Raw genomic sequence first — 20,466 nt, forward strand, 5'->3', positions numbered from 1 at the left:
CCCGCCCGCCCGCGGGGCCGTGGCGGCGGCCTCAGTGCGGGATGGACGCGATCAGCTCCTGCGCCCCCTGGCGCTTGAGGGTCAGGGCCGCGGAGGCGCCCAGGTCCTCGGGGCTGAGGGGGCCCGCCCACTCGTGGACGTCGAGCACCTGCTTGCCGTCGGGCGAGAAGACCCGGCCGCGCAGCGAGAGGCGGCCGTCCCGCTCCGCACGCGCGTAGCCCGCGATCGGGGAGTTGCAGTGGCCCTGCAGGACGTGGAGGAACATCCGCTCGGCTGTCGCCTCGCGCCACGTCGCCGGGTGGCCCAGGGCGCTGACCGTGTCGATGGTGGTCGCGTCGTCGGCCCGGCACTGGAGGGCCAGGACGCCCGCGCCGACCGGCGGGCACATCGTCTCCACGGACAGGATCTCGCTGATGCGGCCGGTCTCGCCGATGCGTTCGAGGCCGGAGACGGCCAGCAGCAGGGCGTCGGCCTCCCCCGCGTCGAGCTTGGCCAGGCGGCGGTTGGCGTTGCCGCGCATCGGGACGCATCTCAGGTCCGGGTGCGTGGCGGCGAGTTGGGCGATCCGGCGCACGGAGGACGTGCCGATCCGCGTGCCGGGCGGCAGCTCGTCCAGCGTCCGGCCGCGCGGGTCGATCAACGCGTCGCGGATGTCGTCGCGTTCGAGGTAGGCGGCGAACACGGTGCCGGCCGGGAGCGGCCGGTCGGCCGGGACATCCTTGAGGCAGTGGACGGCCAGGTCGGCCTCCCCGGCGAGCAGCGCGGCGTCAACCTCCTTGGTGAAGGCCCCTTTTCCGCCGAGGCGGCTGAGATCGCCCATCCACCGGTCGCCGCTGGTGGTGACGGGAACGACCTCGGTGCGGATGCCGGGGTGGCGCGCGGCGAGTTCGGCGCGGACCCGCTCGACCTGGGCGAGCGCCATGGGTGAGGAGCGTGAGACGATCCGGATCAGCTCGGTGGTGGCCATGACGCGATGCTAGAGCTTCGGGCCGCGTTCGTCCCGGGGCGGGGAGGGTCCGGGACGCGCCACGGGGCCGCCCCCGGCGGCCGGTTACCGCCCCGCGACCGGCGGCGTGCCTGGTCGCGCGGCCCGCGCCGGCCTCCGTCGCAGCGCGAGAACGCCCACCAGCACGAAGACGAGAAAGGGCGAGGCGGGTTTCACCAGCGCCCCCGCCAGTCCCACCCCGATCAGCGACCACCCCAGCCACGCCGGCACCGCGCGGGCCTGCGCGCGCTCCGCCCGCCACACCAGCGCGCCGAGCGCGGCGAGCAGAAGCCCGGCGCACAGGTACCAGAACGCGGCGTCCGGCTCCTCCGGCGCGTCCGGCGCGCCGTCGATCACGCCGGCGCGCAGGATCTCCCCCGCGCCCCCGTCGTAGAACACGGCGACGGCGGCGACGTGCAGCGCCGCTATCCCGCCCAGCAGCGGCCCGACCAGCGGACGTGGCATGGGTGCCTCCAGCATTCCGTACAGTTCTGCATGGTTCCGACCGTACAGTACTGTACGGTCCATGGCCCCACCCGCGCACCCCCGTCCCCGAGCCGACTCCCGAGCCCGGACGCCGGCCCGCTCCCGCCCCCGGCTCAGCCGCGAGGACTGGATCGCCGCCGCCCTCGCCGCCCTGGCCCGCTCCGGAGTGGACGGCCTGCGCGTGGACGTGCTCGCCCGGGAACTGGGCGCCACCCGGGGCAGCTTCTACTGGCACTTCGCCGACCGCCGCGCCCTGCTCATCGATGCCCTGGAGGAGTGGCGCCGCCGCTCCAGCACCGAACTGCTCGCCCGCGCGAGCGCGTTGGACGACCCCGTGCGGCAGGCGCGCTTCCTGGTGGACGAGGCGCTGGACGACGAGCTGGCCGCCGGGCTCGAACCGGCCCTCGTCGCGCACTGCGCCGACCCCGACGTCGCCCGGGTGACGCGCGCCGTGACGCGGGAGCGGATGGCGTTCTTCGCCTCGGTCCTCGAACGCATGGGGTGGCCGCCCGCCGAGGCCCGCCGCCGCGTCGTGGCCCTCTACGCCCTGCTGCTCGGCGTCCTCCAGCTCCGCCGCTCCGTCCCCGACCTCGTCCCCGAGAGCGCCCCCGACCCGGCCCGCCGGGCCGAACTCCTCGCCCTCCTCGAACCGCTGCTCACCCCCCCGCCCGGAACCGGAGGCCCCGCGTGACCCAACCCGCCCCCGGCGCCCGGCCGTTCAGCGTCCGCCTGGGCCTGTACGCCACCCCCGCCGAGGCGGCCCGGCTCGCCGAGGCGTGCGCGCGACTGCTCCCCGAGGGCCCGCCGCCCCACCGCCTGAGCCTGCACGACGGCGCCTCGCCGCCAGCCCGGCACAGGCATGGCTGCCCGACCCCGCGGCCTGGTCCACCGTCCTCGCCCTGCTCCTGGACGCCCACGGCCCCGACCACATCCCCGTCGGCCACCTCGACCTCAAGCCCGAGCACCTCCGCCGCCGCACCGACGGCCGCCTCGCGCTGCTGGACGTAGAGACGCTGCGCCCGGACATCACCGGCCTCATCGACGTCATCACCCTGCCCGCCGTCCTGCGGCAGGCCGCCCGCCCCCTGCCCGGACCCGACATCCTCACGCTGTACCAGCGGGCTGCCGTGCGGCACGGCGCCCGCTGGAGCCTCACCGGCCTGCGGGCCGGCCTGATCGCGTACCAGCGGGCCACCGGACTCGCTACCCTCGACGGGCTGGCCGACTGAAGCGACCGGCACCCCGCCGACCCCTTCGGAGCCCCCGGCCGTGGAACCCACCCCGCCCGCTCACGCGCTGGTGCGCGCCGCCCTGGACGCTCTCGGCATCGACGCCCCGGCCAAGCACCTCACCGGCCGCAAAGGCGCCGACACCTGGCGGGCCGGGGAATGGACCATCAAGACTGCGCTGCCCGGCGCGCGCGGCCACCTCGGCCACGAGACCGCCGCGTACGAACTGCGGCACCGCCAGGGTCTCCATCCCGGCGTCCGCCACTCCGCCTCGGACAACGGCCGGTGGCTGGCACTCCCCTGGCTGGAGGGCCGCTCCCTGTAGGAAGTCTTTGCCCCCGCCCGCGGCTGGGCCGCCGTTCCCGAGGCGCAGCGCCCGCAGATGCGCGCGGCGGCCGGCGCCGCGTTCGACGCGCTGCGGGAGTTGCACCGGGCGGGCTGGCTGCACGGCGACATGCAGGCCGAGAACGCCCTCGTCCTGCCCGGCCGGCCGGGTCGAGTTCATCGACTACGACCTCGCCCAGCACGACCCCGGTCTGCCGCTGCCCTTCCCCTACCGGGGCGGCCTCGTCCACGTCATCGCCCCGGAACTTGCCGCACGTCTCCTGGCCACCGGCGAGGACCAGCACGCGGAACTCACCCCCGCCGCCGAGCTGTTCGCCCTGGGCGCCGCCCTGTACTGAGCCTGGACCGGCCACCGCATCACCGACTACCGAGGCGACCCGGCCGGCCCGCACCCCGCTCTCTACGCTGACATCACCCAAGGCCGCCGCCGCGATCTCCGCGACGACAGGCCGTGGCCGGACCCAGCGCTGGAAGGACTCATCGACGGCGCGACCCGGGCGGAACCGACCATCCGCACGCACTCCGGCTGACCGGAGCAGCTCCCGTCAGCCGAGCCGGTCGAACGCGCCGGCCTTGCTGGCGCGGAGGAGGGCGGCGAGGCGGGTGGGGGTGGTGACGGCTACGACATCGGGGGTGTCGGACTCGCGGAGGAGCAGGTGTTCGGCGTCCCGGCTGAGCTCGACGCAGTTGTTCTCCAGCTCCTGCATGGAGTAGGAGGACTTCTGCCAACGTAGGTCCGTCACCGCCGACCCTTCACAGTTGCTTGACGATGTTGCTCACGAAGTCGCGCGTGGCGCTTCGGCTGAGCGCGATCCTCTCCATCCTACGGAGCACGGTCCGGTACTTGTCGAGGACGGCGGGAGCATCGAGGAAGTGGGCGCCCGTCGCCGTGTCGTAGACGACCGTGTCCAGTTGCGGCACAGGACCGTCCGCGTACTCGATCGACGATGCCCCGACCATGGCAAATCCTCCTGCCGCGATGGGAATGGCGCGCACTTCGATGCCGGGGCGCTCGGATGCCTCCAGCAGTCTGTTCAACTGGAGCCGCATCACGGCTGGCCCGCCGAAGTCCAGGCGCAGCGCCAACTCGTGGACCAGGAAAGTGCACTGGGGTGGATCGTCGCGGTCCAGAACGTCCCGGCGGCGCATCCGGAACGACAGGCCGAGCCGAAGTTGGGCAGGCAGATGCTCGGGGATCGCGGTGCCGAAGACCGCCCGTGCGTACTCCTCGGTTTGCAGCAGACCTGGAAGGTGCGCGACGCCGAAGTTGCGGAGGGCACACGCGTGATGCTCCAGCTCGGCAAGGTCCAGGGCGGCGGCGCCGATCTTGCCTGCGTAGTCCTCCCACCACCCTTTGACCCGGAGGTCGGCCATTTCCGCCAGGGCCTCCACGTACGCCTGATCCGCGCAGGCGTAGACGTCTGCGAGCGTCCTGACGCGCTCGCCGCTCACGCCGAGCCGTCCCGACTCCGTGTTGCTGATGCGGCCAGGCTCACCCGGGGCCGTTGCGCAACGGCCCGGACGGGCAAAGCTGCCCGGACTGCGGGGACTTGATCTACAGCCGCGCGGTGCTCGGCGGGGCTAGGGTCAGCGTGCCCGTGCTCGTGGACCCGCGCACCGTCCGCTGTGGGGACACGATCCTCGTGGGTGGGCCGGCGTTGACCGTGGAGAACATGACGCTGCTCGGACTGGGCGCGCGGCGGCTGGAGTTCGGGGGCGGCGAAACCTTCACCATGCGGCCCGCCACCGCGCTGTGGGCCTCGCGGAAGGTGGACCCGCGCCGGGGGCGCGGGAAAAGCGGTTGAGGGGTTCGGCGGCGGGCCGGGAGGGTGGGTGGGTGCTGAAGGACGATGATGTGGAGCGGTTTGTCGCGGAGGGGTTCGTGCGGCTGCCGGGGGCGTTCCCGCGTGAGGTGGCGGAGGAATGCCGGGACGCGCTCTGGGAGTTGATGGGGCTCTCGCCGCAGGACCCGGCGGGGTGGACGCAGCCCGTTGTGCGGATCGGGGGGTCGGCGGCCGAGCCGTTCCAGCGGGCGGCCGACGCTCCGGCGTTGCGTGAGGCGTTCGACCGGCTGGTCGGGGCGGGGCGGTGGGTGCCGCGGCGCGGCATGGGGACGTTCCCGATCCGCTTCCCGCACCCCGATGACCCCGGGGACGCGGGCTGGCACCTGGACGCGAGCTTCGCGGGCGAGGACGGGAGCTGGCGGATCAACCTCCGCTCACGCGGGCGGGCGTTGCTGATGCTCTTCCTCTTCTCCGACGTCGGGCCGGACGACGCGCCGACGCGGATCAAGGTGGGCTCGCACCTGGACGTCCCGCCGTTCCTGGCGCCGGCCGGAGAGGCGGGGCGCGAATTCTTCGAGCTGTGCGGGGAGTTGGAGAAGGCGGGGCGGCTGGACGCGCCGGACCGGGAGACCGCGCTCGCGATCGGAGAGGCCGGGGACGTGTTCCTGTGCCACCCCTTCCTGATCCACGCCGCGCAGCCGCACCGGGGCCGGGAGCCCCGCTTCCTGGCGCAGCCGCCGCTGGAGCCCGTGGCGCCGCTGGATCTGGAGCGGCAGGACGGGGCGTTCTCGCCGGTGGAGCGCGCGGTGCTGCGGGGGCTGGCGGGGGACGCGGGGCGGTGAACGGGAATGCTGAACGGGAATGGGGCGCGCGGCGCGGGGCGTTGACCCGGCACGATGCCGACACCGGCGCGAGGCGAGGAGAACGGCCGTGAGCGCGACCCCCTTCCAGGACTTCGACGAGAGCACCCGCGCGATCCTCGACGGGAAGAACTTCGCCACGGTCGCGACGCTGCTGCCCGGCGGCGCGCCGCAGACCTCGGTGGTGTGGATCGACCGCGAGGAGGACGCGGTGGTCTTCTCGACCACGGCGCACCGCCGCAAGGCGCGCAACCTCGCGGCCGACCCGCGCGTAAGCCTCACCGTCTTCGCGCTCGACAACCCCTACCGCTCGGTCGAGATCCGCGGCCGGGCCGAGCTGATCGAGGACCCGGACAAGGAGCTGCCGCGCCGCCTGTCCCACAAGTACCTGGGTCAGGACCCGCCGAACGAGAGCCCCGAGGAGCGCCGCCTGATCGTGCGGGTGCGGCCGGAGCGGGTGATCTCCTTCTCGGTGTGAGGACGCCTGCCGCGGGCGCCCGCGGGGCGGAGCCGGCCGGCTCAGGCCGCGTCGTGGAGGACCAGGCCGAGGGTGTGGCGGTGGCCGGAGGTGAGGGTGCTGACGCCGTGGCGGACGGGGGCCGCGGACCAGCCGCGGGTGGAGGGGACGGGGCGGTCGCGGGTGGTGAACGCCAGGCCGTGGCCGCGCGGGAGGGTGACGGCGGTGCCGCGGGACTGGGCGCGGGGGCGCTGCTCGACCAGCAGGAACGCGCCGCCCGTGTAGTCCGTTTCCGGCTCGTCGAGGCCGATGACGACCTGGAGCGGGAAGACCAGGTCCCCGTACAGGTCGCGGTGCAGGGCGTTCCAGTCGCCGGGGCCGTAGCGCAGCAGGATGGCGGTGGGGCGGGTCTGCCCGGCGGCGTGGCACAGCTCCAGCCACTCCTCCAGCGTGTCCGGCCAGGGCGCGGGGCGGCCCAGGCGGGCGGCCCAGTCCCGGGCCACGGGCAGCAGGCGCGCGTACATCGAGGCCCGCAGCGCGGCGACGGCGGGCGGCAGCGGGTGGGCGAAGTACCGGTAGGCGCCGGAGCCGAACCGGTGCCGCGCCATGTCCACGGTGGCCCGGAAACGGCCGCCCTCGGCGTCGTCGTACAGCGCGGCCAGCTCCCGGCACTCCTCGGCGGTGAGGAGGGGTTCGGTCAGCGCGCAGCCCGTCGCGTCGAGGGCGGCGGCCAGGTCGGCGGTAGGGGGCGCAGGGTGCATACGGCCGATGCTGCCCCGCCGGAACGCCCCGGGCTGGCGGTTTCCGGACAGGGCGTTCCCCCGGGGAGCGCGTCTACAGCCCCGAGGCCAGGGCTTCCGCCAGGTGGTAGGAGCGGTGGCCGCCGAGGTGGGTGAGTTGGGTGCGGCAGGAGTAGCCGTCGGCGAGGAGGAGGGTGTCGGGGGTGGCGGCGCGGACGGAGGGGAGGAGGGTGTCTTCGGCGCAGGCGACGGAGACGTCCCAGTGGGCGCGTTCGAAGCCGAAGTTGCCGGCGAGGCCGCAGCAGCCGCCGGACAACGGGCCGTGGAGGCCTGCTCGTTCGCGCAGGCGGCGGTCGGGGGTGTCGCCGAGGACGGCGTGCTGGTGGCAGTGGGTCTGGCCGGCGACGGGGCGGTTCAGGCGGGGCGGGTCCCAGGCGGGGGCGTGGCGTTCGAGGGCTTCGGCGAACGTCAGGACGCGGGAGGCCAGTTGGGCGGCGCGCGGGTCGTCGGGGAGGAGGGCGGGGAGGTCGGTGCGCAGGGCGGCGGCGCAGGGGGGTTCGAGGACGGTGACCGGGAGGTCGCCCGCGAGGGGGAGCCGGTCGAGGGTACGGCGCAACACCGCGCGGGCCTGGTCGAGTTGGCCGGTGGTGATGTAGGTGAGGCCGCAGCAGACCGGGCGCTGAGGGAGCGCCGGGGGAAGGCCAGCGGCGGTCAGGACGCGGACGGCGGCCGAACCGGCGGACGGGGAGAGGTAGTTGGTGAAGGTGTCCGGGAAGAGGAGGACGGCGGGAGGGCCAACCGGGGACTGACGGGACCACCAGCGGCTGAAGGGCTCGCGGGCCAGCGGCGGGATCGGGCGCTGTGGCGCGACCCCGGCCAGGCGCTTGGCGAGGGCGGCGAGCGGGGGAACGCCGGCGGCGGCGTTGGCGGCCGGGGCCAGGCGCAGCGCCGCGGTCAGGGCCAGCCAGCGCGGCAGGCGGCCCAGGGCGTAGTGGGCGGCCGGGCGCAGGCGTCCGGCGTAGTGGTGGTGCAGGAACTCCGCCTTGTACGTGGCCATGTCGACCCCGACCGGGCAGTCGCTGTGGCAGCCCTTGCAGGACAGGCACAGGTCCAGGGCCTCGTGCACCTCCTCCGAGCGCCAGCCGCCGGTGATCACTTCGCCGGTCAGCATCTCGTGCAGCAGCCTGGCCCGGCCGCGCGTGGAGTGGCGTTCCTCCCCGGTGACCCGGTAGGAGGGGCACATCACCGAGGAGTCGGCGGGCGAACGCGGCTGCGTGTCACGGCACTTGGCCACGCCGACGCAGCGCCGCACGGCGGCCGAGAAGTCGCCCCCGTCCTCCGGGTAGGCGAACGCCATGGGCAGCGGCCGTCGCGGCAGCCCGTCGAAGCGCAGGTGGGAGTCCAGCGGCGCGGGCCGCGCCAGGACGCCGGGGTTGAGGCCGCCGTCCGGGTCCCACAGGTCCTTGAACTCGGTAAAGGCCGCGACGAGTTCGTCCCCGTACAGGCGCGGCAGCAGCTCGGCGCGGGCCATGCCGTCGCCGTGCTCGCCGGAGAGCGAGCCGCCGTGCGCGGCGACCAGGCCCGCCAGCTCCTCCGCGAACGCCCGGTAGCGGGCGACGCCTTCGGCGCTGAGCAGGTCGAAGTCGATGCGGATGTGGATGCAGCCGTCCCCGAAGTGCCCGTACGGCGTGCCGCGCAGCCCGTGGTCGCGCAGCAGCCCCCTGAATTCCCGCAAGTACGCCCCGAGTCGGGCCGGGGGCACCGCGCAGTCCTCCCAGCCGGGCCACGCCTCGCCGCCGTCGGGCATGCGGGTGGACAGGCCTGCGGCGTCCTCCCGCAGCCGCCACAGGGCGCGTTGGGCCTCCGGCGCGGTCACGACGGCGTGCGCGCGGGCGTTCCCGGCACGCCCCAGGGCCTCGGCGGCGGCGCGCGCGGCGGCATCCGTCTCCCCGCCCGCCTCCGCGAACAGCCAGGCCCCGCCCGGAGGAAGCAGCTCGTGACCCGCGCCCGCCAGGAGGTCGGCGGCCATGCCCTCGACGGTCAGCGGCCCGTGGGGCAGCAGCCCGGCCGCGGCGTCGGCGGCGGCCGACTCGTCCGCGTAGGCCAGAACGGCCAGGGCCCGCGCCGCGGGGGGACGGACCAGCCGCACGGTGGCCTCGGTCAGCACGCCCAGCGTTCCCTCGCTGCCGGTGAACGCCCGCGCCCAGTCGCGGCCCTTCTCCGGCAGCAGCTCGTCCAGCGCGTAGCCGGAGATGCGGCGCGGCAGGTCGGGGTAGCCGGTGCGCAGCAGGGCGAGCCGGGCCGCGACCAGTTCCTCGACGCCGCGGCGCAGCGCGGGCGGGACCTGGGTGGCGCCGTTCGCAACTCCCCTGGCCAGGCGGGCGGTCTCGCCGCGGTAGGTGAGGACGGACAGCGCGTGGACGCTGTCGGCGGTGGTGCCCCAGGCGACGGAGTGGGCGCCGCAGGAGTTGTTGCCGATCATGCCGCCGAGGGTGCAGCGGGCGTGCGTGGAGGGGTCGGGGCCGAACGTCAGCCCGTGCGGGGCGGCGGCCTCGCGCAGCCGGTCGCAGATCGCGCCGGGCTGGACGGTGGCGGTGCGCGCCTCGGGGTCCACGGACAGGACGCGGTGCATGTGGCGGGTGAAGTCCAGGACGACGCCGGTGCCGGTGGCCTGCCCGGCGATGCTGGTGCCGGCGCCGCGCGCGAGGACCGGGGCGCCGTGCGCGCGGGCGACGGCCAGGGCCGCGGCCACGTCCTCCGCGTCGCGCGGGGCGACGACGGCGAGCGGCACGCGGCGGTGGTTGGAGGCGTCCATGGTGACCAGGGCGCGGCTGGCGGCGTCGCCCGCGACCTCGCCGGCCACCGCGGCGCGCAGCTCGCGGATCAGCGGTTCGTTCGGTGCGTGTCGTGCCATGCGGACAGCCTGTCACTCCGGGGCGGGGGCCGCGCGTATGCGTGCGGCGCGCGGTCCCGGACAGGCGGGGCCACTGGGTGAACGCCCGCGGCGGGCGCGGTGAACGCGAAGTGCGGGCCGGAGGGTGGCGGGGGCGCGCGGGCGGCTTTGTGCGCGGGCACGCGTTCGCGCCCTCATGTGCGCGTCGGGGCCCGGCGAGTTCCGTCAGCACATGAGCAACACGCGTCTCTATCACAGAGTTTCCCCACGCCTCGCCGAACCCTCCTATAGTGTTGCGTAATTGAGTGGTTCCCGTCCGCTCTCACCATCGCCCCCTCCCGTCCGCGAGGTCTTCGACTCATGACGGAGCGTTCCCCCCTGCGGCCGACGCTGCTCGCTCTGGCCACCGGCGTCACAGTCACCGCGGCGGCGTGTCTGGGGGCGGTCCTGGCCGCCCCCGAGTCGTTCCGGCAGGAGGTGACCTGGGGCGCGGGCGCCGCGGCCCTGCTGCTGACCGCCGCCGTCACCACCGCCGTGTGGGCCCTGGCGCGCGGGCGCGCGCTGGGGCGTTCCCTCCGGGAAGCGCGGCGGGAGTGGACCGAGCTGGCCGACGCGACCGTGCCCGCCGTCGTGGCGCGGCTGCGCGAGGGCGCGGCGGCGGACACGGCGCTGGCGGGCCTGCCGCAGCCGCGCGACGAGGCGGCGCGCAGCGTGCTGCGGACACTGGCCGCGGAGGTGGCGCGCGGCGAGGGCGCCAAGGCCGCGACGCTGGCCTCGGCGGCGAACGCGGCCGGGCGGATGCAGGCGCTGGCGACCAGCATGCTCGCGGACCTGCGGGAGATGGAGCACCGGCACAGCGACGAGGAGGTCCTGGGCGACCTCCTGCACCTGGACCACCGCACCGCGCAGGCCGGGCGCCTGGCGGACAGCGTGGCCGTGCTCACCGGGGCGCGCTCGGGGCGCCGCTGGGCCAAGCCGATCCCGATGGAGTCCGTGCTGCGCGGCGCGATGGGCCGCATCGGCGGGTACCAGCGCATCCGGCTGCACGCCGCCGTCAACGTCGCGGTCGCCGGGCACGCGGCGGAGGGCGTGATGCACGCGCTCGCCGAACTCCTGGACAACGCCGCGAACTTCTCTCCCCCCACCGCCGAGGTGCACGTCTACGCCGAGGAGGTGCCGGCGGGCGTGGTGCTGACGGTGGAGGACAGTGGCCTGGTGATGAGCGAGGTCGCGCTGCGGCGCGCGGAGGCCGCCGTCTCTCCCGAGGGGCCGATGGACCTCTCGCGCCTCTCCGGCACGCGCCTGGGCCTGGCCGTCGTCGGCGCGCTGGCCCGCAAGCACGGCCTGAAGGTCTCCTTCCGCCCCTCCGCGCGCGGCGGCACGGGCGCGCTGATGATGATCCCGCAGGAGCTGCTGTCGCGGCCGGGGGCCGGGGCGCGCCCTGTCGTCCCGGCGCCGGCGGCGAGTGCTTTGAGCAATGCCCTGGGCGGGCCGTCACCCGAGGCCGCGGCCTCGGCGGTGGACGGGGCGATCCGGGCGCCCCGGCCCGCCGACGCGTCGCGGGTGCCCCCGCAGGCTGCTGCCCGGACGGACGACGGCTCCTCCGCGCCCGCGCTGCCGCGCAGGGGCGGCGCGAGCGGCGGCGGCCGGCCCGGCGACGGGGTCGCGGACCCCTTCACCGCCGTGGGCAGGTCCGGCGCGGACGGAATCGGAACGGACGGCTGGCGCAGCGGCGACCGTGACGGCGCGGAGGCGACCCCGGACACGGGCGCCCGGTCCGGCCTCACCGCCTCCGGCACGGCCGGTGCGCGGGAGCGCGCGGACGCCACCCCCGGCGGGGAGTTCCCGTCCGGCCTCTCGGCCTCCGGCACGGCCGGTGCGCGGGAGCGCGCGGACGCCACCCCCGGCGGGGAGTTCCCGTCCGGCCTCTCGGCCTCCGGCGCGCCCGGGCCCCGGCCCGCCGTCGGCGGGGCCGCGGACGCCGACTCCCCGGCGGGCACTGGCCCAGCCGGCGCGGGCGGAATCGGAGCGGACGGGCCCGGCACCGGCAGCCGCAGCGCCGGATCGCACCCCGCTCCCGGCGCGCCCGGGACGGGCGCGGCCGGGACCCGGGTCGGCCTCGGCCGGACCGCGGACGCCGACTTTCCTGCGGGTACGCGCGCGGCCGGCACCCGGGCCGGTCTGGGCGACGCGGTGAGCGGCGGGGGGAGGTCCGCCGTCGACGGGATCGTCTCCCGCGGCGATGCGATCGACTCCCCCCCGGGGACCGGACTCCAGCGCCCAGGCGAGGGCGCCGGCCCCGCCCGTGGCATGAGCATCGGGGGCCGGGTGGCCCCCGACCCGCCGGCGGGCGTCGAAGCGCGCACCGCGGCCCCAACCGCCGGTACCGGCGCCGGTGTCCGCACCCCCGGCGGCGGCCACGCCGTCCACGGCACGGCAACCCCGGACGTTGACCCCGACCGGGCAAGCGCCGGGACCGGCGCAACGCCCGCCGACCCCGCACGTCAGGGCGCCAACGCCGAGGCGCGCGCCGCCGGTACCGGCACGGCAACCCCGGCCGTTACCCCCGACCGGGCAGGTGCCGGGAGCGCCGACCCCGCCCGCGCGGCGCGCGCGATCCCCGTCCCGGGCGCGACGGCCGGAGGCCCGGCCGTCGACACCGGCCGGACGGGTGCCGGCAGTGCAGCGCACACAGCCCCGGGCCCCGGTGCCCCGTCCGGAGGGCCGGCAAGCGCCGGAACCGGCGCGCCCGCCGCCACCGGCCCGGCCGCAGCCGCGGGCGTTGCCCCCGAGCAGGCGAGCGCCGAGGGCGACGGCCCGGCGCGCGCGGGGCACGAGCACGGGGGCCGGGGCCGGTTCGGGGAGTCGGACGGGTACGTGGAGTACAGCGACAGCGGCCTGCCCAAGCGGCGGCGTGGCCGTACCCTCGCGGCCGGCGGGCATCCGCACGGCGTGCCGCCCCAGCCGCAGCCGCGCCCCGCGGCGGCGGCGTCCTCGCCGGCCGAGTCGGCGGCCCGCCTCGGCGCGTTCCGCCGCGCGGTGCGGGGCGACCAGGACACCCGGCCCGAGTCCACCCCGGCTCCTTCCCTCCCGGAGGACGACACACCATGACCGCACCCACCACGGGGGTCTCGCTCGACTGGCTGCTGGAGCGCCTGATCGACCGCACCCCCGGCGCCCGGCACGCCCTGGTGCTCTCGCGGGACGGCCTGCGGCTGAGCCGTTCCCCCGGGATCGGCAAGGACCAGGCGGACCAGCTCGCCGCCATCGCGGCCGGGATCCAGAGCCTGGCGCACGGCGCGTCCATCGAGTTCGGCGACGGCACCGGCGGGGTGCGGCAGTCGATGACGGAGTTCTACGGCGGCATCCTGTTCATCGTGGAGGCCGGCGAGGGCGCCCACCTGGCCGTGGTCGCCGGGGCCGAGGCCGACGCCGGCCTGGTCGGGCACAACATGAACGAGCTGGTGGAGCAGCTCGGCGAGCACATGAGCGTGGGGCCGCGGCTCGGCGAAGGCGACGGCCCGGCATGACCCGCTTCGGCCGGGACGACGCCCCCGACCGGCTGTACACCCTCACCGGGGGCCGCAGCCGGGCGGATTCGGACGCCTTTGACCTGGTCACCCTGGTGGTGAGCGAGTGCGAGCCCGCGCCGGGCATGCAGTCGGAGCACGCGCTGATCCTGGACCTGTGCCGGCGACCCACGGCCGTCGTGGAGGTCGCCGCGCACCTGCGGCTGCCGGTGACGATCGTGCGCATCCTGCTGTCCGACCTGCTGGCCATGGGCCGGATCACCGCGCGCCACCCGCGCACGGCGGCCTCCGGCCGGTCCGGTCCCCCCGACACCAACATCCTGGAGCAGGTGCTCGTTGGACTCCGCAATCTCTGATGACCCTCCCATCCTGGGCACCTCGCTGGGACGGACGGCCGAGAACGGCCTGAAGATCGTGATCGTCGGCGGCTTCGGCGTCGGGAAGACCACCCTCGTCGGCTCGGTCAGCGACATCCGGCCGCTGCACACCGAGGAGGTCATGACCCGGGCCGGCCAGGACGTGGACGACACGACCGGCGTCGGGGCCAAGCGTTCCACCACCGTGGCCTTCGACTTCGGACGGATCAGCCTCAACGAGCGGACCGTGCTGTACCTGTTCGGGGCGCCGGGACAGGAACGTTTCTGGTTTCTGTGGGACCGGCTCTTCACCGGAACGCTGGGCGCGGTGGTCCTCGTGGACACCCGGCGGCTGGCGGACTCCTGGTACGCCATCGACCGGCTGGAGCAGCACGGCACGCCGTTCATCGTGGCGCGCAACGACTTCGGCGGGCCGTCGTACACCGCGCAGGAGGTCCGCGAGGCCCTGGACCTGGCCGACGGCATCCCGCTGGTGGAGTGCGACGCCCGCTCCCGGCAGTCCAGCAAGGACGTGCTGATCGCGCTGGTCCGCTACCTCCAGACCCTCGCGGCGGACCGCGCCGCCGACGACGCCCCCAACGCCGACCACGTCCCCAACGCCGCCCGGGAGATCACGCCGTGACCGCCAAGCCCCGTCCAACCGGCCTGCCGGACGGGCCGGTTCCCCTCAGCGGACCGCGCTTCCACACCGACCCCGCCGAGCTGTACCGGGAGATGCGGCAGCGGCACGGGGCCGTGGTGCCGGTGCTGCTGCCGGGGGACATCCCGGCCTGGCTGGTGATCGGCTACCGCGAGCTGCACCAGGTCACGGGCGACACCACCCTCTTCACGCGGGACATGGGCCTGTGGAACCAGTGGCCGAACATCCCCGAGGACTGGCCGCTGCTGCCCATGATCAACCGCCGCCAGCCGTCGATCTATTACACGGTCGGCGCGGAGCACAAGCGGCACGTGGACATGGTCGTCCCCGCCCTCGAAGGCGTGGACGCCTCCGAGCTGCGCCGGCACGCCGAGTACGTGGCGGACGCGCTGATCGACGCGTTCTGCGGCCTTGGTGAGGCCGAGCTGATCGGGGCCTACGCCCGGCGGCTGCCCATCCTGGTGCTGGCCCGGGTCGTCGGCTTCCCCGACGCCGAGGGCCCGGACCTGGCCGACGCGATGAACGCCCTCGCGGACGGCGGGCGGGACGCGCTGGCCGGCCACCAGTACCTGACGGCCGCGATGACGCGGCTGGTCGCCGCCAAGCGGGCCGCGCCCGGCGCCGACATCGCCTCGCGGATGCTGGCGGTGGGCGGGGCGGATTTCACGGACGAGGAGTACCTGCTCGACCTCCAGGCGATCACGGCCGCCGGCCACCTCCCGACCGCCGACTGGATCGGGAACTCGCTGCGCCTGATGCTCACCGACGGCCGGTTCGCCGCCTCGCTCACCGGCGGCCGGCACAGCGTGGGCCACGCCATGAACGAGGTGCTGTGGGAGGACACCCCCACCCAGATCCTCGCCGGGCGCTGGACCTCCCGCGACACCTACCTCGCCGGGCGCCGGCTGCGCGCCGGGGACCTGCTGCTGCTGGGCCTCCAGGGCGCGCACGGCGACCCGCAGGTCCACGAGCCCGGCCAGGCGGCGCCCGGGGGGTACGCGGCGTACGGCGGGTACGGCGCCGCGTCCTACGGCGGCAGCTCCTACGGCGGCGGGTACGGCGCGGGCGGCGGCCTCGGCAGCGCGGGGGGCCGCCATCTGCACGGGAACAGCGCCCATTTCGCCTTCTCGCACGGGGAGTTCCGCTGCCCCTTCCCGGCCCAGGAGATCTCCGAGACCATCGCCCGCACCGGCCTTGAGGTGCTGCTCGACCGCCTGCCCGACATCGACCTCGCGGTGCCGCCCGAAACGCTGCGCCGGCGCCCGTCCCCGTTCCTGCGCGGGATGACGGCGCTGCCCGTCCGCTTCACCCCGACCCCCACCACCGGAACCCTCAGACCCGATGGAGGCCCAAGATGACCTGCCCCGTCACCGGAGCCACGGGAACGACCACCGCAACGACCACCGCAACGACCCACGCGCCCCCCGCCCCGGACCTGGTGCTCGACCCGCTGGTGCGGGACCTGCACGGGGAGACCAGACGGCTGCGCGAGACGGGCCCGCTGGCCCGGATCGAGCTGCCGGGGGGCGTTCCCGCGTGGACGGTCACGAGGCACGCCGAGGCGAGGCGGCTGCTGACGGACCCGAGGCTGGTGAAGGACATCGGGGTCTGGCGCCTGTGGCGCGAGGGCGTGGTGACGCGGCAGTGGCCCCTGATAGGGATGATCGACGCCGGGCGTTCGATGTTCACGGTGGACGGGGCGGAGCACCGGCGGCTGCGGGCCAAGACGGCCCAGGCCGTGACGGCGCGGCGGGTGGAGGAACTGCGGCCGGTGATCGAGGAGATCACCGGCCGTCTGCTTGAGGAGCTGGCCGCGCGGGGGGAGGAGGCCGGGGGCGGGCCGGTGGACCTGAAGGCGGTGTTCGCGCTGCCGCTGCCGATGGCGGTGGTCAGCCACCTGATGGGCGTGGACCCGGGCGAGCACCCGCGGCTGCACCGGCTGTACAAGGCGTTCTTCTCGATGCTGACCCCGCAGGAGGAGCGGCTGGCGGTGATCGACGAGCTGGACGCGTTCTTCTCCGCGATGGTGGCGGAGAAGAAGGCCGCGCTGGGCGGGGCGGACCCCGCGGCCGAGGCGGCGGACCTGACGACGGCGCTGCTGGTGGCGGAGGACGGCGGGGAGCCGCTGACCGACGAGGAGGTCACGGGCAACCTCAAGGCGATGGTCGCGGCCGGGCACGAGACGACGATCAGCCTGATCACGCACGCGGTGCGGGCGTTGCTGAACAACCCGGACCAGCTCGCGCTGGTCCTGGCAGGCGAGGTCCCCTGGGAGGCGGTGATCGAGGAGACGCTGCGCTGGAACACGCCCTCGGTGCACCTGCTGATGCGGTTCGCCACGGAGGACGTCGAGGTCGGGGACGCGGTGATCGCGGCCGGCGAGGGCCTGGTGATCTCGTACCACGCGATCGGCTGGGACGAGGAGCAGCACGGGCCCACGGCCGACCGCTTCGACGTGACCCGGCCGGGCCCGATCCGGCACCTGAGCTTCGGGCACGGCCCGCACATCTGCCCCGGCGCGGCCCTGGCCCGCCTGGAGGCGCGGATCGCGCTGCCGGCGCTCTTCGGGCGTTTCCCCGGGCTGGCGCTGGCGGTGCCGGACGAGGAGATACGCAACCTGCCGATCGTCACCCAGAACGACCTGGCGGAACTGCCGGTCCTGCTGCGCGGGGCCGCCTGAGGGCCGGCCGGTGACCGGGCGGATAGTCGTACGCCCGCCCCGCGGACAGTCGGACGCCGGACCTGAGGTGCGGGTCCGGCGTCCGAGGGGCTACGCTCCGCCTCGTGGCCGATATCCAGATTCCCGCTGACATCAAGCCCGCCGACGGCCGGTTCGGGTCGGGCCCCTCCAAGGTGCGGACGGAGGCGCTGGGCGCCCTCGCCGCGACCGGTTCCTCGCTGCTCGGCACCTCCCACCGCCAGGCCCCGGTCAAGAACCTGGTCGGCCGCGTGCGGGACGGCGTGAGCGCGCTGTTCTCGCTGCCCGAGGGCTACGAGGTGGTGCTCGGCAACGGCGGCACCACCGCGTTCTGGGACATCGCGACGCACGGGCTGATCGAGGCGAAGTCGCAGCACCTGTCGTTCGGGGAGTTCTCCTCGAAGTTCGCCAAGGCGGCCAGCCTGGCGCCGTGGCTGGACGAGCCGACGGTCGTCACGGCGAACGCCGGCACGCACCCGCAGCCGCGCGCCGAGCGCGGCGTGGACGCGTACGGCCTGACGCACAACGAGACGTCCACCGGCGTGGCGGCTCCGGTGCAGCGGGTGCCGGGCGCGGACGCCGGGGCGCTGGTGCTGGTGGACGCCACCTCGGGGGCGGGCGGCCTGACCGTGGACATCGCGGAGACGGACGTCTACTACTTCGCGCCGCAGAAGTCCTTCGCGGCCGACGGCGGCCTGTGGCTGGGGGTCTTCTCCCCCGCGGCGCTGGAGCGGGCCGACCGGATCGCGGCCTCGGGCCGCCACATCCCGGAGTTCTTCTCGCTGCCGACCGCGATCGACAACTCCCGCAAGAACCAGACCTACAACACCCCGGCGCTGACCACCCTCTTCCTGCTGGCCGACCAGTTGGAGTGGATCAACGGCCAGGGCGGGCTCGCGTGGGCCACCGCGCGGACGGCGGACTCCGCCTCGCGGCTCTACGGCTGGGCGGAGAAGTCGGAGTTCGCCACGCCGTTCGTGACCGACCCGGCGCAGCGTTCCCAGGTCGTGGGCACGATCGACTTCGCCGAGAGCGTGGACGCGGCGGCCATCGCCAAGGTCCTGCGCGCCAACGGCATCGTGGACACCGAGCCCTACCGCAAGCTCGGCCGCAACCAGCTCCGCATCGCGATGTTCCCGGCGATCGACCCGGAGGACGTGGAGGCTTTGACCCGCTGCGTGGACTACGTGGCGGAACGCCTGTAGCCGCCCTGGGCGCGCACGGCTGACGGCGGCGCCCCGGCTCCCGTTCCCCCACGGGCGTCCGGGGCGCCGTCGCGTTCGCGCCGCCTGGCTCCGGGGCCCGGCTCAGCGCCCCAGGTCCTGGTAGCGGCGCACGGCCAGGGGCAGGAAGATCGCCGTGATGATGACGGGCCAGACCACGGCCATCAGAAGGGCGTGCTCCTCCACCCAGCTCCCGCCGGTGGGGATGGGGTTGCCGAAGAGGTCGCGGACGGCGTTGGCCGTGGCCGAGACGGGGTTCCAGGTGGCGATGGTGCCCAGCCAGTCGGGCATCAGCTCGGGCGGGGTGAAGACGGAGGAGATCATCCCGAAGGGGAAGGCGACGGCGAAGAGGCTGCCGGCCGCCTCCTGGTTGGGGACCAGCAGGCCGAGGTAGACCCCGACCCAGGTCAGGGAGAAGCGCAGCAGGATCAGCAGGAGGAACGCGCCCAGCGCCGCGGGCAGGCCGCCGTCCGAGCGCCAGCCGACGAGGAGGGCGAGCAGCGCCATCACCGTCAGGTCCACGGCGGCCATCAGCAGGTCGGCGGCGCCGCGCCCGGCGACGACTGCCGAGGGGGCCATCGGCATCGAGCGGAACCGGTCGGTGACCCCGCGGTCCTTCTGGACGACGACGGCCACGGCCGTGTTCATGAAGCCGAACGCCATGGTCATGGCGAACATGCCGGGCATGGCGTAGTCCTCGTAGTCCATGCCGGGGCCGACGTTCATCGCGCTGCCGAAGACGTACACGAACAGCAGGACCGACACGATGGGGAAGCCCAGGCCCCAGGCGATCATGGCGGGCTGCTTGGCCAGGTGGGTCAGCTCGGCCCGGGCGATGGTCCAGCTATCCATCACCGCCCAGTACAGCCGCCGCTCCTCGTCCCGGGGGGCGGCGCCGGGGGGCGTGAAGGCGGGCATCGGCGGCGCACTCATGCGGCGCTCACCCCGTTTCCGTGTCGGTCGGCTTCATGGGCGGCGCGGGTCGCGGCGGGAGCCGCCGGGGCCGCGCCCGGGGCGGGGCCCGCGCCCGAGTCCTCGCGCGCGGCCACCCACTCGCCCTCGATCCGCTGCCGCTCGGCCCACTCGCGCTCCGCCTTCTCGCGGGCCGCCTGCTCGCGGGCGGCCCGGCGCGGGGAGACCTTGCGGTGCCGGCCGCGCGGGTCGACGGGCGGGGGCTTGGGCACGGCCCGGCCGGTCAGCCGCAGGAAGACCTCGTCCATGGTGGGCCGGCGCAGGCCGATGTCCGCGACGCTCGCGCCGGCTTCCTGGAGGCGGCGCGCGACCTCGGTGAGCGCGCTCACGCCGTCGCTGACCGGCGCGTGCACGCGCAGCGCCTCCTCGTCCACCACCGGGGCGACCCCGCGCGCCACCGCCCCCACGGCCGCGACGGTGGCCGGCAGGTGGGCCGGCTCGTGCAGAACGACCTCCACGCGGTCGCCGCCGACCGCGCGCTTGAGCCCGGCCGGGGTGTCCTCGGTGATCTTGCGGCCCTGGTCGATGACGACGATCCGGTCGGAGAGGCGGTCGGCCTCGTCCAGGTAGTGGGTGGTGAGGAGCACGGTCGTGCCCTGGTCGGTGAGCCCGCGCACCACCTCCCAGACCTCCGCGCGGGCGCGCGGGTCCAGGCCGGTGGTCGGCTCGTCGAGGAAGAGCACCTCGGGGGCCAGGATCATCGCGGCGGCCAGGTCGAGCCGCCGCCGCATGCCGCCGCTGAAGCCCTTGACCTGCTTGTCCGCCGCAGCGGTGAGGCTGAAGCGGGCCAGCAGCTCGTCCGCCCGCCGCCGGGCCGTCGCGTGGTCGAGGTGGAAGAGCCGCCCGAAGAGGCAGAGGTTCTGGCGGGCGGTCAGGATCTCGTCCACGGCCGGGTGCTGCCCGGCCAGGCCGATCCGCCGGCGCACCGCGCGGGGCTGGGTGCGCACGTCGCAGCCGGCCACCTCGGCGCGGCCCCGGTCGGCGCGCAGGAGGGTGGACAGGATGCGGACCGAGGTGCTCTTGCCCGCGCCGTTCGGCCCGAGCACGCCGCAGACCGTGCCGCGCGGCACGGCGAGGTCGAGGCCGTCGAGGGCCGCCGTGTCGCCGAAGCGCTTGCGCAGGCCCTCGGTGATCACCGAGTACTCCGCCATGTCGTCCGCCGCCTCCCCAGCAACCGAGTACGATGTACTCACCTTAGCGTACGGCGTACCCAGTAAAAGTGTTCCCCTGCTCACCCCGGGACCTGG

At 75.4% G+C, this 20,466-nt stretch carries 22 protein-coding genes; 14 read left to right on the plus strand and 8 right to left on the minus strand.

All coding sequences use genetic code 11. The annotated features are described in order from the left end of the window. Nucleotides 1-31: 31 nt before the first annotated feature. Nucleotides 32-967: a hydroxymethylbilane synthase gene (gene hemC, locus RM780_RS00150; RefSeq protein WP_311628295.1), complete on the minus strand. Its 936-nt coding sequence runs from the start codon at nucleotides 965-967 to the stop codon at nucleotides 32-34. Between the two features lie 84 nt (nucleotides 968-1,051). After that, nucleotides 1,052-1,450, minus strand: coding sequence for a DUF6463 family protein (locus RM780_RS00155; RefSeq protein WP_311628296.1), 399 nt, complete (start codon nucleotides 1,448-1,450; stop codon nucleotides 1,052-1,054). Between the two features lie 61 nt (nucleotides 1,451-1,511). Between RM780_RS00155 and RM780_RS00160 the strand changes: the two genes are divergently transcribed. The 4 genes from RM780_RS00160 (at nucleotide 1,512) to RM780_RS00175 (ending at nucleotide 3,383) form a co-directional block, all read left to right on the plus strand. Then, nucleotides 1,512-2,162: a TetR/AcrR family transcriptional regulator gene (locus RM780_RS00160; protein WP_311628297.1), complete on the plus strand. Its 651-nt coding sequence runs from the start codon at nucleotides 1,512-1,514 to the stop codon at nucleotides 2,160-2,162. Nucleotides 2,163-2,247: 85 nt separating this feature from the next. Continuing rightward, entirely contained in the window at nucleotides 2,248-2,700 is a 453-nt protein-coding gene (locus RM780_RS00165) for a hypothetical protein (RefSeq protein WP_311628298.1), read from the plus strand. Nucleotides 2,701-2,740: 40 nt separating this feature from the next. Then, the gene (locus RM780_RS00170; RefSeq protein ID WP_311628299.1) at nucleotides 2,741-3,025 is read left to right on the plus strand and encodes a hypothetical protein; all 285 of its coding nucleotides are present in this window, start codon (nucleotides 2,741-2,743) and stop codon (nucleotides 3,023-3,025) included. A 7-nt stretch (nucleotides 3,026-3,032) separates the two neighbouring features. Continuing rightward, nucleotides 3,033-3,383 carry a hypothetical protein gene (locus RM780_RS00175; protein WP_311628300.1) on the plus strand — a complete coding sequence of 117 codons (351 nt, stop codon included), beginning with the start codon at nucleotides 3,033-3,035 and terminating at the stop codon, nucleotides 3,381-3,383. 207 nt (nucleotides 3,384-3,590) lie between these two features. Here the strand turns inward: RM780_RS00175 and RM780_RS00180 are convergent, their stop codons facing one another. After that, nucleotides 3,591-3,788 (minus strand): DUF397 domain-containing protein, encoded by a 198-nt coding sequence (locus RM780_RS00180; RefSeq protein WP_311628301.1) that lies wholly within the window; start codon nucleotides 3,786-3,788, stop codon nucleotides 3,591-3,593. 10 nt (nucleotides 3,789-3,798) lie between these two features. After that, on the minus strand, nucleotides 3,799-4,497 hold the full coding sequence (locus RM780_RS00185; RefSeq protein WP_311628302.1) for a DUF5753 domain-containing protein: 699 nt from the start codon (nucleotides 4,495-4,497) through the stop codon (nucleotides 3,799-3,801). 140 nt (nucleotides 4,498-4,637) lie between these two features. Here RM780_RS00185 and RM780_RS00190 point away from each other — a divergent pair, with 140 nt between their 5' ends. From RM780_RS00190 to RM780_RS00200, 3 genes are all read left to right on the plus strand, one after another. Continuing rightward, nucleotides 4,638-4,850, plus strand: a complete 213-nt coding sequence (locus tag RM780_RS00190) for a hypothetical protein (RefSeq protein ID WP_311628303.1) — start codon at nucleotides 4,638-4,640, stop codon at nucleotides 4,848-4,850. 35 nt (nucleotides 4,851-4,885) lie between these two features. Further along, nucleotides 4,886-5,671 (plus strand): phytanoyl-CoA dioxygenase family protein, encoded by a 786-nt coding sequence (locus tag RM780_RS00195; RefSeq protein WP_311628493.1) that lies wholly within the window; start codon nucleotides 4,886-4,888, stop codon nucleotides 5,669-5,671. Between the two features lie 88 nt (nucleotides 5,672-5,759). Further along, nucleotides 5,760-6,167 (plus strand): PPOX class F420-dependent oxidoreductase, encoded by a 408-nt coding sequence (locus RM780_RS00200; RefSeq protein WP_311628304.1) that lies wholly within the window; start codon nucleotides 5,760-5,762, stop codon nucleotides 6,165-6,167. A 41-nt stretch (nucleotides 6,168-6,208) separates the two neighbouring features. Here RM780_RS00200 and RM780_RS00205 read toward each other — a convergent pair whose 3' ends face one another. Both RM780_RS00205 and RM780_RS00210 read right to left on the minus strand, forming a co-directional pair. Then, the gene (locus RM780_RS00205; RefSeq protein ID WP_311628305.1) at nucleotides 6,209-6,907 is read right to left on the minus strand and encodes a 2OG-Fe(II) oxygenase; all 699 of its coding nucleotides are present in this window, start codon (nucleotides 6,905-6,907) and stop codon (nucleotides 6,209-6,211) included. 73 nt (nucleotides 6,908-6,980) lie between these two features. Next, entirely contained in the window at nucleotides 6,981-9,800 is a 2,820-nt protein-coding gene (locus RM780_RS00210) for an FAD-binding and (Fe-S)-binding domain-containing protein (protein WP_311628306.1), read from the minus strand. Between the two features lie 339 nt (nucleotides 9,801-10,139). On the opposite strand from RM780_RS00210, the gene RM780_RS00215 reads away from it, so the two are divergent. The 7 genes from RM780_RS00215 (at nucleotide 10,140) to serC (ending at nucleotide 18,229) form a co-directional block, all read left to right on the plus strand. Beyond that, on the plus strand, nucleotides 10,140-12,890 hold the full coding sequence (locus tag RM780_RS00215; RefSeq protein ID WP_311628307.1) for an ATP-binding protein: 2,751 nt from the start codon (nucleotides 10,140-10,142) through the stop codon (nucleotides 12,888-12,890). Then, nucleotides 12,887-13,309 carry a roadblock/LC7 domain-containing protein gene (locus RM780_RS00220; protein ID WP_311628308.1) on the plus strand — a complete coding sequence of 141 codons (423 nt, stop codon included), beginning with the start codon at nucleotides 12,887-12,889 and terminating at the stop codon, nucleotides 13,307-13,309. Before RM780_RS00215 ends, RM780_RS00220 begins: the two co-directional genes overlap by 4 nt. Then, a complete protein-coding gene (locus tag RM780_RS00225) occupies nucleotides 13,306-13,665 on the plus strand; it encodes a DUF742 domain-containing protein (RefSeq protein WP_311628309.1) in 360 nt (119 codons plus the stop codon). The genes RM780_RS00220 and RM780_RS00225 overlap by 4 nt, the downstream gene beginning before the upstream one ends. Then, entirely contained in the window at nucleotides 13,646-14,308 is a 663-nt protein-coding gene (locus RM780_RS00230) for a GTP-binding protein (protein WP_311628310.1), read from the plus strand. The genes RM780_RS00225 and RM780_RS00230 overlap by 20 nt, the downstream gene beginning before the upstream one ends. A gap of 23 nt (nucleotides 14,309-14,331) precedes the next feature. Continuing rightward, nucleotides 14,332-15,684 (plus strand): cytochrome P450 family protein, encoded by a 1,353-nt coding sequence (locus RM780_RS00235; protein WP_394812852.1) that lies wholly within the window; start codon nucleotides 14,332-14,334, stop codon nucleotides 15,682-15,684. Beyond that, entirely contained in the window at nucleotides 15,681-17,006 is a 1,326-nt protein-coding gene (locus RM780_RS00240; RefSeq protein ID WP_311628311.1) for a cytochrome P450 family protein, read from the plus strand. The genes RM780_RS00235 and RM780_RS00240 overlap by 4 nt, the downstream gene beginning before the upstream one ends. A 104-nt stretch (nucleotides 17,007-17,110) precedes the next feature. Next, nucleotides 17,111-18,229 carry a phosphoserine transaminase gene (serC, locus tag RM780_RS00245; RefSeq protein WP_311628312.1) on the plus strand — a complete coding sequence of 373 codons (1,119 nt, stop codon included), beginning with the start codon at nucleotides 17,111-17,113 and terminating at the stop codon, nucleotides 18,227-18,229. A gap of 102 nt (nucleotides 18,230-18,331) precedes the next feature. On the opposite strand, the gene RM780_RS00250 is transcribed toward serC, so the two are convergent. Continuing rightward, a complete protein-coding gene (locus tag RM780_RS00250) occupies nucleotides 18,332-19,180 on the minus strand; it encodes an ABC transporter permease (RefSeq protein WP_394812847.1) in 849 nt (282 codons plus the stop codon). Further along, entirely contained in the window at nucleotides 19,177-20,370 is a 1,194-nt protein-coding gene (locus RM780_RS00255; protein WP_311628496.1) for an ATP-binding cassette domain-containing protein, read from the minus strand. The genes RM780_RS00250 and RM780_RS00255 overlap by 4 nt, the downstream gene beginning before the upstream one ends. Between the last annotated feature and the right edge of the window lie 96 nt (nucleotides 20,371-20,466).

It is taken from the genome of Streptomyces boetiae (assembly GCF_031845405.1).
GTDB classification, from domain to species: Bacteria; Actinomycetota; Actinomycetes; order Streptomycetales; family Streptomycetaceae; genus Streptomyces; species Streptomyces boetiae.

Coding starts and splice junctions, on each gene's coding strand:
- hemC (WP_311628295.1), bottom strand. CDS start 967: ATGGCCACCACCGAGCTGATCCGGATCGTCTCACGCTCCTCACCCATG.
- RM780_RS00155 (WP_311628296.1), bottom strand. CDS start 1,450: ATGCCACGTCCGCTGGTCGGGCCGCTGCTGGGCGGGATAGCGGCGCTG.
- RM780_RS00160 (WP_311628297.1), top strand. CDS start 1,512: ATGGCCCCACCCGCGCACCCCCGTCCCCGAGCCGACTCCCGAGCCCGG.
- RM780_RS00205 (WP_311628305.1), bottom strand. CDS start 6,907: ATGCACCCTGCGCCCCCTACCGCCGACCTGGCCGCCGCCCTCGACGCG.
- RM780_RS00210 (WP_311628306.1), bottom strand. CDS start 9,800: ATGGCACGACACGCACCGAACGAACCGCTGATCCGCGAGCTGCGCGCC.
- RM780_RS00215 (WP_311628307.1), top strand. CDS start 10,140: ATGACGGAGCGTTCCCCCCTGCGGCCGACGCTGCTCGCTCTGGCCACC.
- RM780_RS00220 (WP_311628308.1), top strand. CDS start 12,887: ATGACCGCACCCACCACGGGGGTCTCGCTCGACTGGCTGCTGGAGCGC.
- RM780_RS00225 (WP_311628309.1), top strand. CDS start 13,306: ATGACCCGCTTCGGCCGGGACGACGCCCCCGACCGGCTGTACACCCTC.
- RM780_RS00240 (WP_311628311.1), top strand. CDS start 15,681: ATGACCTGCCCCGTCACCGGAGCCACGGGAACGACCACCGCAACGACC.
- RM780_RS00250 (WP_394812847.1), bottom strand. CDS start 19,180: ATGAGTGCGCCGCCGATGCCCGCCTTCACGCCCCCCGGCGCCGCCCCC.
- RM780_RS00255 (WP_311628496.1), bottom strand. CDS start 20,370: ATGGCGGAGTACTCGGTGATCACCGAGGGCCTGCGCAAGCGCTTCGGC.